The organism is Ruminococcoides bili (genome assembly GCF_040093295.1).
GTDB classification, from domain to species: Bacteria; Bacillota; Clostridia; order Oscillospirales; family Acutalibacteraceae; genus Ruminococcoides; species Ruminococcoides intestinale_A.
Map to the genome: position 1 here is coordinate 1 of NZ_JBBNJY010000037.1, position 14,724 is coordinate 14,724.

General features: G+C 40.8%; 8 protein-coding genes and 1 riboswitch. Of the genes, 4 read left to right on the plus strand and 4 right to left on the minus strand.

Going from position 1 to position 14,724, the window contains the following annotated elements; genetic code table 11:
- Positions 1-157: 157 nt before the first annotated feature.
- Both AAAY30_RS09720 and AAAY30_RS09725 read right to left on the minus strand, forming a co-directional pair.
- Positions 158-583 carry a flavodoxin gene (locus tag AAAY30_RS09720; RefSeq protein ID WP_177444060.1) on the minus strand — a complete coding sequence of 142 codons (426 nt, stop codon included), beginning with the start codon at positions 581-583 and terminating at the stop codon, positions 158-160.
- A 23-nt stretch (positions 584-606) separates the two neighbouring features.
- Positions 607-1,152 carry a DUF3793 family protein gene (locus tag AAAY30_RS09725; protein WP_252559487.1) on the minus strand — a complete coding sequence of 182 codons (546 nt, stop codon included), beginning with the start codon at positions 1,150-1,152 and terminating at the stop codon, positions 607-609.
- Between the two features lie 268 nt (positions 1,153-1,420).
- Positions 1,421-1,491: riboswitch (Fluoride riboswitch) on the plus strand.
- Between the two features lie 54 nt (positions 1,492-1,545).
- Here AAAY30_RS09725 and AAAY30_RS09730 point away from each other — a divergent pair.
- Positions 1,546-2,769: a chloride channel protein gene (locus tag AAAY30_RS09730; protein ID WP_337781605.1), complete on the plus strand. Its 1,224-nt coding sequence runs from the start codon at positions 1,546-1,548 to the stop codon at positions 2,767-2,769.
- Positions 2,770-2,808: 39 nt separating this feature from the next.
- A complete protein-coding gene (locus AAAY30_RS09735) occupies positions 2,809-3,789 on the plus strand; it encodes an asparaginase (RefSeq protein WP_337781606.1) in 981 nt (326 codons plus the stop codon).
- Between the two features lie 196 nt (positions 3,790-3,985).
- On the opposite strand, the gene AAAY30_RS09740 is transcribed toward AAAY30_RS09735, so the two are convergent.
- Both AAAY30_RS09740 and AAAY30_RS09745 read right to left on the minus strand, forming a co-directional pair.
- On the minus strand, positions 3,986-5,686 hold the full coding sequence (locus AAAY30_RS09740; RefSeq protein ID WP_022233937.1) for an ammonium transporter: 1,701 nt from the start codon (positions 5,684-5,686) through the stop codon (positions 3,986-3,988).
- A gap of 112 nt (positions 5,687-5,798) precedes the next feature.
- Positions 5,799-7,892: a glutamine synthetase III family protein gene (locus tag AAAY30_RS09745; RefSeq protein WP_022233938.1), complete on the minus strand. Its 2,094-nt coding sequence runs from the start codon at positions 7,890-7,892 to the stop codon at positions 5,799-5,801.
- Between the two features lie 515 nt (positions 7,893-8,407).
- On the opposite strand from AAAY30_RS09745, the gene gltB reads away from it, so the two are divergent.
- Both gltB and AAAY30_RS09755 read left to right on the plus strand, forming a co-directional pair.
- Positions 8,408-12,955, plus strand: coding sequence for a glutamate synthase large subunit (gene gltB, locus AAAY30_RS09750; protein ID WP_499215777.1), 4,548 nt, complete (start codon positions 8,408-8,410; stop codon positions 12,953-12,955).
- A gap of 15 nt (positions 12,956-12,970) precedes the next feature.
- Positions 12,971-14,455: a glutamate synthase subunit beta gene (locus AAAY30_RS09755; RefSeq protein WP_186935072.1), complete on the plus strand. Its 1,485-nt coding sequence runs from the start codon at positions 12,971-12,973 to the stop codon at positions 14,453-14,455.
- Positions 14,456-14,724 lie beyond the last annotated feature (269 nt).

Sequence of the window (14,724 nt, forward strand, 5' to 3'; positions counted from 1 at the left end):
GAAAAGGTTGACCAAACTTTTATAATTGACTGACGAAGTATTCTGTTAAACCCTAATTACCCTTTTAAATAAACTTTTTACAATTAAAAACTGCCGCTCATTACAAGCGGCAGTCTTTAAGAAAAAATATGAAATGTATAAGGGATTGGTTAATTTATCAGCCTGCAAGTGCTGCACCGAGTGCATTACAGTTTGCCGTGGCTTCGTCATCGGGAGCATCATTGCAGATAACACTTTCTGCTGTGAGAACTGCGCCTGCCGAATTACAGGTTTCCTCCCATGTTCTCATCCATTCGCCGTCACCCCAGCCGTATGAGCCGAAGAGGGCAATTTTCTTACCGTTGAGCTTTGGTTCACATTCATTGAAAACAGGCTCAAACTCGCTGTCCTCGAGTGTTTCGGCACCCATTGCCGGGCAACCAAATGCAATTGCGTCAAATTCGTCTACTTTATCTGCAGAAAAATCTGTTACATTAAATACAGAAACCTCTGCGCCTGCGCCTTTTGCGCCCTCTGCAACAGCGTCAGCCATTGCCTCTGTGTTGCCTGTTCCACTCCAGAACACTACTGCTATTTTACTCATAAATTAATTACTCCTTTGTAAATTTATACGGTAAGTCGTTTAAGCGACGAACCCTGCAAATATTTTTTGCAGTATATATTAGTACATTTTTTGTACTTTTCAAATGTCTTTTTAGCATTATCTTCATCGTGATATACTTTCCAACATCCGCAGCATTTAAAGTTTTTTCCTTTATTTTCAATAAAACTTATTACATCGTCAATCGGATAGCCTAAAAACAATCCTATCTCGTGAGGAAATCCGCCGCAAGAATAAACTCTTGCCGAAAGCTCGTTTATAAGCTCATCATTGGTAGTTCCTCTATACCCTATTGAATTTAAAAACTTTTTGTTTTTGCCGTTTTGCATATCTGCGTTTAATTTTTCCGGACGATAAACATAAATCAACGCTCTTTCGGACGAACAGTACAGTACACGGATTGACACACCTTTTGCGTTGAGAACAGAGTTTAGGGAGATAATATCTTTTTTCAGCCTATATATGCTGTCAATTCGGCAATTAACCAAATTTCCTGTTTTTATATTCGCCAATGTCGGTGAGCAGTGGCGGACTAAAATTTCTTCAGACATAATACTCCTTTTAGTTAGCTTTAACTAACTATTATTTCATAATTAACGCCCTTACAGGCGTTGATTTACATTTATTTCTGTAATTATAGAGGCACAATTACAATAATGGAAAGATTCTTGCTTTAAGTTAGTTGTCACTAACCTTTTGCATAATTATAATACAACATCTTTCTCTATTTGTCAACACCTATTTTTAAATTTTTTAAATTTATTTTTTGCTCTTGCATTTTTTGTCGGTACAGTATATACTATATCCATAAATGCATAATATATGTATGGGAATGAGGTTCTCCCACGGATTTTTCCGAAACCGCTTTTGCTGATGACTTCTGTTTTATACAGGGGCATTGGCTTTTTTTATGCCATTTTTATTACAAAATTTTGAGGTGAATTATGAAAAGAAAGTTTGTTGATTTCAAGGTATTGACGGCATCTCTTTGCTGTGCCGTTGTTATGGGCGTAATTTCTTTCGCGTTTTTAAAAATGCTCGGATTATCGTCCGTATTCAGGGAGTCTTTTCCTTATTGCATATGGTTTTTGCCACTTTCGGGTATACTTACCGCTTTTGTATATAAGAAATACGGCGGTGAGTCCTCAAAAGGCAACAATCTTATAATTCAGAGTGCAAACGAGGGTGTAAAAGTACCTAAAAGGCTTGCAGTTCTTACATTCTTCTTTACACTGCTGACACACTTTTCGGGCGGCTCGGCAGGCAGAGAGGGCACTGCCGTTCAAATCGGCGGCACTCTTACAAGCAATGTTGCCGACAAGTTTGGATTTAAAAAAAAGGACAGAAAAACTATCATTTTAAGCGGATTAAGTTCGGCATTCGGCTCCGTATTCGGCACTCCGCTTGCAGGTGCATTCTTCGGTATGGAAGTTTGCTGCATAGGTCAGCTTTCAGCAAGCGCTGTTATTCCATGCTTTTTATCATCTTATCTGGCAAATGCTGTTACGCTTTTGCTCGGCGCAACACACGAAGTACATACTATCGCAAGCGTTCCTAACTTTGATTTTAAACTTATATTGATATTTGTTTCCGCATCTGTATTTTTCGGACTTCTCGGAAAATTGTTTGCTCTTGCGGTCAAATATTTAAAATTATTATACGCAAAAATTTTTAAAAATACCGTTCTCTCTGCATTGGCAGGCTCTGTTGTTGTCACATTGCTAATCATTTTATTAAATCTCAACAAATATGAAGGACTTAGCACTTGGCAGCAAACAACCGCATTCGAGGGCAATGCAAATTGGTACGATATGCCCGTAAAATTCATTTTGACAGCGCTCACACTCGGAGCAGGATTTCAAGGCGGTGAAGTAACTCCGTTGTTTGACATAGGGGCGTCATTCGGCGGCTGGTATGCAAATTTATTCGGCATTGAACCGAGTTTTCTTGCGGCAATTGGCTTAATCTGCGTGTTCGGTTCTGCCGCAAACACACCGATTACCACAATTATGCTCGGTATTGAGCTTTTCGGTGCCGAAGCCGCGCCTTATTTTGTATTTGCAAGTCTGATAAGTTTTATAGCGTCGGGCAAATCGGGAATTTACTCTTCACAGGAAAGAAAGCTAAGTAAAAGTCTGTTTTCAGCAAAGGCTGATTTTTCCGAATAAATATGGTACAATATAAAAAGAAATAATCGGAGGTGCTGTATGAAAATTTTAGTTGTTTTTACAGGCGGAACTATAGGCAGCTGCTACAATGACGGTGTAATTTCTCCCGATTCAAGCACCCGTTACAAGTTAATCGAAATGTACAAACAAAACGGAGGTTATGCTGAATTCGATGCGATCTCTCCTTACACGGTACTTAGCGAAAACTTAAACGGCGAGTATTTTAATTTACTTTATAATTCCGTCAAAGAAAATATAAATAATTATGACGGCATCATTGTTACCCATGGTACAGATACACTGCAATACACTTCCGCTGTGCTTTCTTATATGTTCGGCTTGTGTAATACTCCTATTGTGCTTGTGTCTGCAAATTATCCGCTCGAGAGCGAAAAATCAAACGGACTCGAGAATTTTTCCGCTGCCGTGGATTTCATTAAATCAGACAATAATAAAGGTGTATTTGTCGCATACAAAAATAACGGCGAGCATGCCAAAATTCACCGTGCCTCTCGCCTGCAAAAACACCTTGCTTATTCGGATAAAATCGAAAGCGTTAATAATATTTACTACGGTGAAATCATTAACGGCAATTTTATTAAGAATATCAATTATACAGAAAAGCAAGATGAAATAAAATTTGAGAATATGCCTGTTTTCAAATCAACTTCCCCTGTACTTAAAATTACACCGTATGTGGGAATGGCTTATCCGCAGCTTAATAAAAATATTAAAGCAGTATTGACGGAAAGCTATCATTCGGGAACTGTAAATACCGCAAGCAAAGATTTGGAGAAATTCTGCAATACAGCCAAACAATTTAACATTCCTGTATTTTTAACAGGCAGTGAGACAGGATTTTTTTACGAAAGCAAAGAGCTTTATTCAAAATTAGGCATTCAGGTACTCCCTACTGTCACTCCGATTTCTGCTTATATTAAGCTATGGATATTATGCGAAAACAATGCCAAAGACATTTATAAAGCCTTTTCAAAATCCATCGGCGGAGATATATTATAAATCTATAAACATAAAACTACAGCACCGACAAAGTGATGTGACCTCCAAACCGTTAGATTCTTAGTCTGACTTTTGGGGGGCAACTCAAAAAAGCGGTGCTGTTTTGATGTGCGTTATGCCAAAAGGGCCGACACAATTTCTCGTGTCGACCCTCTCGGTTTATGTGAATTAAAAAGGATAGGTAATTTTAATAGGATTACTCAATATCCTGCATTGCATCGTAACCTGTTTCACCGGTTCTTACTTTTACAACATCTTCAACATCATAAATGAAGATCTTGCCGTCACCGATATGACCTGTATAGAGTGCCTTTACAGCGGCATCTACAACAGCCTTTACAGGAACTTTGCAAACTACGATTTCTACCTTCATCTTAGGAAGGAGATTACTTTCAATAGCAACACCACGGTAATACTCTGCCTTACCCTTTTGAGCGCCGCAACCGAGTACCTGTGATACTGTCATACCTGTAATACCGAGTTTATCCATTTCTTCCTTGAGTGCCTCAAGTTTTGACTGCTTAAGGAGAATATCAATCTTAGTAATCTTTGTACCGTCGGTAGCCATATCATACTTGCCTGCAAGCTGAACAGGAACTGCCTTAGTTACAGGAACATTGCCCTCAACATCAAATGTTTCGTCAAGTGAAGCTGTACCAACACCGATTGGCATAAAGTCTGCATATGCGCTTACAAGACCGTGCTCGCAAATATCAAGACCCTTCATTTCTTCTTCCTTAGTTACACGAAGACCGATTGTCTTTTTGATGATTGTAAATACGATAATCATACAAACGATTGTCCAAGATGCTACGCAAAGGATACCAAGAGCCTGCTTACCGAGCTGTGCAAAACCGCCGCCGTAGAAAAGACCTGTGATACCGTCCTGACCGTTGCCTGTTGCAAAAAGACCTACTGCAAGACCGCCCCACATACCGTTTACGCCATGTACTGAGAATGCACCAACCGGGTCATCTATCTTGAGTTTAATATCAACAAATTCTACTGCAACTACTACAAGGATACCTGAAACAATACCGATGATTGCAGAACCGATAGCATCAACATCTGCACAACCTGCTGTTACTGCAACAAGACCTGCAAGTGAAGCGTTAAGACACATTGAAACATCAGGCTTACCGTTCTTAATCCAAGTAAAGAGCATACATGTTACTGTAGCAACAGCCGGAGCGATTGTTGTTGTAAGAAGGATCTGACCGAGTCTTGAACCGTCTTCTGCAGCAGCACCGTTAAAGCCGTACCAAGCAAACCAAAGAATGAATACACCTAAAGCACCGAGTGTGATGCTGTGACCCGGGATAGCGTTTACCTTACCGTTTTTGCCATACTTACCGATACGAGGTCCGAGGATGATTGCGCCTACAAGAGCAGAGATACCGCCAACCATATGAATTACGATTGAACCTGCAAAGTCAATACAACCGAGCTGTGCAAGCCAACCCTGGCCGTTCCATACCCAACCTGCCTCGATAGGATAAACAACCAATGAAATTACTGCACTGTAAACACAGTATGCAGAGAACTTTGTACGCTCTGCCATAGAACCGGAAACAATTGTTGCGGCTGTAGCACAGAATACAAGCTGGAATACAAATGAGTTCCAATCAAAGCTTGCCCAATCTGTAAACATTGTAAGATTAGGAACGCCGATGAAACCTGCAATATAGTTTTCCGACATCATAAGTCCAAAACCAAGCAAACTGAATACTACTGTACCGATACAGAAGTCCATCAGGTTTTTCATAATGATATTACCGGCGTTTTTCGCTCTTGTAAAACCGGTTTCTACCATCGCAAAACCACATTGCATAAAGAATACGAGCAAGGCGCCTATCATATACCATACGCCTGTACTGCCAAAAATCATTTCTGCCATATAGATCTCCCCTTTTTTTAAATAACAAAAATGGCGTGTACCAAACAGTTTTTGTCTGTTCGTTACACGCCATTGTGTCACCAAATTTAAAATTTAAAAATCAGTCAATCGATCATACACCGTAAAGCATTTCGCCGTATGAAGGATATGGCCAGTAATCAGCGGCTGTTTCTGTTTCCATAGCGTCGCCGATTGCACGAAGTTCAGTCATTACCGAGAATACGCTCTCTCTGTAATACTTAGCATAAGCAAGAACATCGCCCTCATATTCGCTTGCGCCGATAACAGCGTTCTCAAGTTCTGCTGTCTTTTTGCTGAAGCAAACAAGTTTGTTTGAAAGACTTGTAATGAGGTCTTCCTCAACTGATGTTGGGATTGCGTCTGAAAGAGCTTTCTTAGCAAGCGCTGTATCTGTAAGCTCTCTTACATATGAAGTAACGGCAGGAATCATATCTTTTTTAGCCATATCAATCATTGTAAGTGCTTCGATATTGATAATCTTAGCATAGTTTTCAAGCTCAATCTCATATCTTGCATGAATTTCATCTACAGAATAAATCTTGTTCTTTGTAAAGAGGTCAATATTCTTCTGATCAATGTAATGCTCAACTGCATCAGGAAGTGATTTAAGGTTAAGAAGACCTCTCTTCTCTGCCTCTTCAACCCATTCAGGTGCATAGTTGTTGCCGTTGAAGATAATTGCCTGATGCTCTGTAAATGTCTTTTTAATAAGAGCCTTAACCGCTGCGTCAAGATCGGATGCGTCTTTCAACTCATCATAGAACTCTGAAAGTTCCTCGGCAACCATTGTGTTAAGCATTATGTTAGGACAAGCAATGTTGAGAGCCGAACCGAGTGCTCTGAACTCAAACTTGTTACCTGTGAAAGCAAACGGTGATGTTCTGTTACGGTCTGATGTGTCTTTCTTGAAGTCAGGAAGAACATCAACACCTGTTGACATCTTAACCTTGCCCTTGCTTATATACTCTGTACCATTGATGATTGATTCAACCAATGCGCCGAGGTCATCGCCAAGATACATTGAAATGATTGCAGGCGGTGCTTCGTTAGCGCCAAGACGGTGATCGTTGCCTGCCGATGCAACAGAAATTCTTAAAAGATCCTGATACTCGTGAACAGCCTTTACGATAGCTGCAAGAAAGAGCTGGAACTGAATATTGTTTTCAGGTGTTTTACCCGGATCAAGGAGATTTTCACCTGTATTAGTAGAAATTGACCAGTTGTTGTGCTTACCTGAACCGTTTACACCTGCAAAAGGCTTTTCGTGAAGGAGGCAAACAAGACCGTGCTTTTCAGCAATCTTCTTCATAACTTCCATTGTAAGTTCGTTGTGGTCGGTTGCGATATTTGTAGTTGTAAAAATAGGAGCAAGCTCGTGCTGCGAAGGAGCAACCTCATTGTGCTTTGTCTTAGCGAGGATACCGAGTTTCCAAAGCTCGTTGTCAAGGTCTGCCATGAAAGCGGCAACTCTTGTCTTGATTGCGCCGAAGTAATGGTCGTCAAGTTCCTGTCCTTTAGGAGCTTTTGCACCAAAGAGTGTTCTGCCTGTGTAGATAAGGTCTTTTCTCTGGTCATAAACATCTTTATCTATAAGGAAGTATTCCTGCTCAGGACCTACTGTTGTTGTAACTCTCGTAACATCTGTTTTGCCGAGAAGATTAAGAACTTTGCAAGCCTCTGTGCTGATTCTCTCCATTGAACGAAGAAGAGGTGTTTTCTTATCGAGGACCTCACCTGTGTATGAACAGAATGCTGTAGGAATGTAAAGTGTACCGTCCTTAGCAAAAGCATATGAAGTCGGGTCCCAAGTTGTATAACCTCTTGCCTCAAAAGTAGCACGAATACCGCCGCTTGGGAAAGAAGATGCATCAGGCTCGCCCTTTACAAGCTCTTTACCTGAAAACTCCATGATAACCTGACCGTCACCGTTCGGTGTGATAAAGCTGTCATGCTTTTCTGCTGTGATACCTGTCATTGGCTGGAACCAGTGTGTATAGTGTGTGCAGCCCTTTTCGATAGCCCAATCTTTCATTGCGCTTGCAACTACATTAGCTACGCTCTCGTCGAGAGGCTCACCATTCTGGATTGTTTTCTTAAGTGCCTTGTAAGTAGCCTTAGGAAGACGCTCAAGCATCATTTGATCGTTAAATACCATACTGCCAAATAATTCAGGAACTTTTGCCATTTTAATCTCTCCTATCCGTTTTTAATGAAATCATTTTTTTAGAAAACAAAAAGGCACTGCGAACCTTTCGGCTCACAGCGCCCTTGCTGTTTGTCATTGACTGTAGTATAAACCCTTTTGCGTTATTTGTCAATAGCTTTTTTAAAATTTTTTCAAAAAATATTTCAGCTTTTGCAAGTTTAAGTAATTTTCCTGCACTTATTTTACTTTTAAACATTAGTTTATTGATTTTTTGTCGGGTTTCTCACAAAATATGAAAGTTTGTTATAAAAAAGTTGCATTTTTCTATTGACAACTATAGTAACAGGCTATATAATAAAGTTATTGCAAATGTGCTGTTTTGCGACAGAATATTTCAAAGCATACATTTTACATATAATTAATATGTTTTAGCAAAAATATAAAATGTATTTAACAGCTCAATCCATTTATCGTACTCCATTTACTATACTATATTATATAGTATGCTGTGTAGAACAAATGTTGAAGAATTGAGCGGGAAAGGGTGAATTAAATTGGAACAAATCTCAAACAGACAAGACTTTAAGGGACTTTACTCTCCTCAGTTTGAGCACGACAACTGCGGTATAGGTGCGGTTGTAAACATTAACGGTATCAAAACTCACGATACGGTTGCAAATGCTCTTACTATAGTAGAAACCCTTGAGCACAGAGCAGGTAAAGACGCCGAAGGAAAAACAGGTGACGGCGTAGGTATTTTGCTCCAGATTTCACACAAGTTTTTCAAAAAAGTAGCCCAGAGAGATCTCGGAATCAAGCTTCTTGCGGAGAGAGATTATGCTGTAGGTATGTTCTTCTTCCCTCAAAACGAGCTTGCAAGAAATCAGGCTAAAAAAATGTTTGAAATTATTGCGGAAAAAGAGGGACTTGAGATTCTCGGCTGGAGAAATGTTCCGTCTAACCCTGATGTGCTTGGCAAAAGAGCAGTTGAATGTATGCCTCACATTATGCAGTGCTTTATCAAGCGTCCGAAAGGCGTTAAGAAAGGCTTGCCTTTTGACCGCAAGCTCTATGTTGCAAGACGAGTATTTGAGCAGAGCAACGAAGATACATATGTAGTTTCTCTCTCAAGCAGAACTATTGTATATAAAGGTATGTTCCTTGTAGGCGAGTTAAGAAGATTCTTTACAGACTTGCAGGATCCTGATTATGAATCTGCAATCGCTATGGTTCACTCAAGATTCTCTACCAATACAAACCCAAGCTGGCAGAGAGCGCATCCAAACAGAATGATTGTTCACAACGGTGAAATCAATACAATCAGAGGCAACGCAGACAAAATGCTTGCCCGTGAAGAAACAATGAAGTCGGAGCACCTCAAAGGCGACCTCGACAAGGTTATCCCTGTTGTAAATACTGAGGGTTCGGACTCCGCAATGCTCGACAACACTCTTGAATTTTTGGTAATGAGCGGTATGGAGCTTCCTCTTGCCGTTATGATTACAATTCCTGAGCCTTGGGACAGAAACCACACAATTTCTCAGAAAAAGAAAGATTTTTACCAGTACTACGCTACAATGATGGAACCGTGGGACGGTCCTGCATCAATTCTTTTCTCTGACGGTGATATTATGGGTGCGGTACTTGACAGAAACGGTCTTCGTCCGTCAAGATACTACATTACAGACGATAACAACCTTATTCTTTCATCAGAAGTCGGTGCACTTCCTATTGACCCCGCAAAGATTGTCACTAAGGAAAGACTTCGTCCCGGTAAAATGCTCCTTGTAGATACTGTACAGGGCAAACTTATCGACGATGACGAGCTTAAGGAATATTATGCATCAAAACAGCCGTACGGCGAATGGCTTGACAGCAACCTTGTTCGTCTTAAAGACCTCAAGATTCCTAATGTAAAGGTTGAGGAACATTCTTATGACGAAAGACAGCGCCTCCAGAAAGCATTTGGCTATACATATGAAGATGTTATGACATCTATCCTCCCTATGGCTAAAAATGCAAGCGAGCCGATTTCGGCAATGGGTACAGACAGTCCTCTTGCCGTACTTTCAAAAGAGCCGCAGCCGCTTTTCAACTACTTTAAGCAGCTTTTCGCACAGGTTACAAACCCACCTATTGATGCAATTCGTGAGGAAGTTGTAACATCAACAACAATTTATATCGGCGAGGACGGCAACATTCTTGAAGAAAAGCCGGAAAACTGTAAGGTAATTAAGATTCATAATCCAATTCTTACTTCTACGGATATTCTTAAAATCAAAAATATGCATATCAACGGCTTTAAGGTTGCCACCGTTCCGATTCTTTATTATAAAAACACAAGCCTTAAAAAGGCTATCAACAGACTTTTCATTGAAACAGACAAGGCTTTCAGCGAGGGTGCAAACATCATCATCCTCTCGGACAGAGGCGTTGACGAAAACCACCTTGCTATTCCGTCATTGCTTGCGGTTTCGGCAGTTCACCAGCACCTAGTTGTTACCAAGAAAAGAACATCATGCGCTATCATTCTTGAAAGCGGCGAGCCACGAGAGGTACATCATTTTGCTACACTTCTTGGCTATGGTGCAAGTGCTATTAACCCATACCTTGCGCAGGAAACTATCCACGAGCTTATCGCAGATGACCTTCTCGACAAGGATTACTATGCGGCTGTTAATGACTACAATGACGCTATTCTTCATGGCATAGTTAAGATTGCATCTAAAATGGGTATTTCAACAATCCAGTCATACCATGGCTCACAAATTTTTGAGGCTATCGGTATCGGCAAGGATGTTATTGATAACTACTTTACAGGTACAGTCAGCAGAATCGGCGGTATCACATTAAAAGATATCGAAAAGAATGTTGACAGGCTTCACACATCTGCTTTTGACCCTCTCGGACTCAGCACAAATCCTGAGCTTGAATCAAGAGGCAGTCATAAGTTCAGAAGCGGTAAGGAAGAACACCTCTACAACCCACAGACAATTTATATGCTCCAGCAGTCAACAAGAACAGGCGACTATGAGCTTTATAAGAAATATTCGCATATGATTTCAGAGGAAATGGACCCTGTTAATATCAGAGGACTTTTCGATTTTAACTATGCCGAAACTCCTGTTCCGATTGATGAAGTTGAAAGCGTTGATTCTATCGTTCGCAGATTTAAAACAGGCGCTATGTCATACGGTTCAATTTCACAGGAAGCACACGAGGCTCTTGCTATTGCAATGAACAGATTACACGGCAAATCAAACTCGGGTGAGGGAGGCGAAAGCCTTGAAAGACTTCTCACAAAGGGCACAGCCGACAACCGTTGCTCCGCTATCAAGCAGGTTGCGTCGGGCAGATTCGGTGTAACTTCAAAGTACCTCACATCTGCCGATGAAATTCAGATTAAAATGGCACAGGGTGCTAAGCCGGGCGAGGGCGGACATCTTCCGGGCAAAAAGGTTTATCCTTGGATTGCAAAGACAAGACACTCCACACCGGGTGTATCTCTTATCTCCCCTCCTCCTCACCACGATATTTATTCAATTGAAGATCTTGCACAGCTTATTTATGACCTTAAAAATGCTAACACAGACGCAAGAATTTCCGTAAAACTTGTTTCTGAATGTGGTGTAGGTACAGTTGCCGCAGGTGTTGCAAAAGCAGGCGCAGGCGTTATCCTTATTTCAGGCTATGACGGCGGTACAGGTGCTGCTCCGAGAAGCTCAATCTATAATGCAGGTCTTCCATGGGAACTCGGTCTTGCCGAAGCTCATCAGACACTTATTATGAATGACCTTAGAAACAAGGTTGTTATTGAAACAGACGGTAAGCTTATGAACGGCAGAGATGTTGCGATTGCCGCAATTCTCGGTGCTGAAGAATACGGTTTTGCCACTGCCCCACTCGTAACACTCGGCTGTGCTATGATGAGAGTATGTAACCTTGATACTTGCCCGTTTGGTGTTGCTACCCAGAACCCTGAACTCAGAAAGAGATTTATGGGTAAGCCTGAATATGTAATGAACTTTATGCGTTTTGTTGCGCAGGAGTTAAGAGAGTATATGTCAAAGCTCGGTGTTAAAACTATTGATGAGCTTGTCGGCAGAATTGACCTTATCAAGAGAAAAGACGGTATCGAGGGTCAGGCAGCCGAAGTTGACCTTTCAAATATTCTTAATACCGACTTTGTTTCAAATAAGATTGAATACAAGAAAAAGAATCTTTATGACTTTAAGCTTGACGCAACTCTCGATGAAAAGGTACTCTTAAAAGAATTTAAGTCATCTCTTGCAAACGGTAAGAGCAAAACAATTACCGTTGATGTTAAGAATACTGACCGTTCATTCGGTACAATTCTCGGTTCTGAAATCACAAAAGCGTTTGACGATAAGCTTGAAGACGATACATTTAAGATTATCTGTAACGGTTCTGGCGGACAGAGTTTTGGTGCTTTCATTCCAAAGGGACTTACACTTGAGCTTGTCGGCGACAGCAACGACTACTTTGGTAAAGGTTTGTCAGGCGGTAAACTTATTGTATATCCTCCAAAGGGTTCAACCTTTAAGGCTGAAAATAATATCATCATCGGTAATGTTGCTTTCTACGGCGCAACAAGCGGTAAGGCATTTATCAACGGTGTTGCAGGTGAGCGTTTCTGTGTAAGAAATTCCGGTGCCGTAGCAGTTGTTGAGGGTGTAGGCGACCACGGCTGTGAATATATGACAGGCGGCAGAGTTGTAGTTATAGGTAAAACAGGTAAAAACTTCGCCGCAGGTATGTCGGGCGGTGTAGCTTATGTACTTGACGAGGATAGAGATCTTTATACAAAGCTTAACAAAGAAATGGTACTCTTCTCCGAAGTTAAAGAAAAGTACGATATTATAGAGCTTAAATCCCTCATTGAGGAACACACAGCCGCAACAGGCTCAACTAAGGGTAAAGAAATTCTTGATAACTTTGACGAGTATCTTCCAAAGTTCAAGAAAATCGTTCCTCACGATTACAAAGAAATGATGTCTGCGATTGCTTCTATGGAAGAAAAAGGTCTTAGCAGTGAACAGGCTCAAATTGAAGCATTCTATCAGATTATCAACAATAAGTAAGGAGGGCACACAATAATGGGAAAGCCAACAGGTTTTATGGATTATAATCGTGAAGATGCCGAGGCATTTTCAGTCAAAGAAAGAATACAAAACTATAATGAATTTCACACACCTTTAAGCAAAAAGGATCAGGAAAAGCAGGGTGCAAGATGTATGGAGTGCGGTGTTCCGTTCTGTCAGGCAGGTATGCAGATTGGCAATGCATTCTCCGGCTGTCCTCTTAACAATCTTATCCCTGAATGGAACGACCTTATTTTCAAAGGTTGTTGGGAACAGGCATATAACAGACTAAAAATTACAAATAACTTCCCGGAGTTTACCTCCCGTGTCTGCCCTGCCCTTTGCGAAAAGGCTTGCACTTGCGGCGCTAACGGTGACGCTGTTACCGTAAGAGCAAACGAGTACGGCATTATCGAAAATGCTTACGAACAGGGACTTGCTGAGGCAAATCCTCCAAAGGTAAGAACAGGTAAAAAAATTGCAATCATCGGCTCAGGTCCTTCGGGACTTGCCGCCGCTGACCAGCTCAATCAGAGAGGTCACTCTGTTACTGTATTCGAGCGTTCCGACCGTGTAGGCGGTTTGCTTATGTACGGTATTCCGAATATGAAACTTGAAAAAGAAGTTATCGACCGTAAAATTTCTATTATGAAAGAAGAGGGCGTTGAATTTAAAACAGGCGTCAATGTAGGCAAAGATGTAAAAGCTAAAAAATTGCTTGACGAATACGACAGAGTTATACTCTGCTGCGGCGCATCCAACCCAAGAGATATTAAGGTTAAAGGCAGAGAAGCTAAAGGCATTTACTTTGCTGTTGATTTTCTTAAATCAACTACTAAAGCATTGCTTGACAACGGCTTAAAGGACGGCACTTATATTTCCGCTAAAGGTAAAAATGTTATGGTTATCGGCGGTGGTGATACAGGTAACGACTGTGTCGGAACAAGTATTCGTCACGGCGCTAAATCAGTTCTCCAGCTTGAGATGATGCCAAAATTACCCGACAAGCGTACTGCCGACAATCCGTGGCCGCAGTGGCCGAGAGTTTGTAAAACAGACTACGGTCAGGAAGAGGCTATTGAGGTATTCGGTCATGACCCAAGAGTTTATCAAACAACGGTAAAAGAATTTATCTCCGATGACAAGGGCAACCTTAAGGGTGCTGTTCTTGTTAAGTTAAAGCCTGAAAAGGACGAAAAGACAGGCAGACTTATGATGAAAGAAGTCGAGGGTTCGGAATACACTGTTGATGTTGAGCTTGTACTCATTGCGGCAGGTTTCTTAGGTTCGGAAAGTTATGTTACAAAAGCATTTGGCGTTGAAGTAAACGCAAGAACAAATGTGGCAACCGCAGAAGGCTCCCACGCAACAAATGTTAAAAATGTATTTACAGCCGGAGATATGCACAGAGGACAGTCACTTGTAGTATGGGCAATTCGTGAAGGCAGAGATGTTGCCAAAGAGGTTGATTTAAGCCTTATAGGTTACACAAATCTTTAATTTTAATAATAATTAAATCTTCCATTATCTTAAAAAATGCACAACGGTTTTTATCGTTGTGCATTTGCTTTTTATGATTATACGAGTGAAACATTGATTATCTTTAGTTTTTTAGCAAACTACTTTGCTAAGTGATTATAAAGGTTCTTTATCAAAAGTTGGGATAAATTATGGTTTAGCGGAGTGTCGGTTGGGCATTGAAATTTAGCTAACGCTAAATTATCCTCCCAAAAACAAAAAAAGTTTACTCAATTTTTTCAAAAATTGCG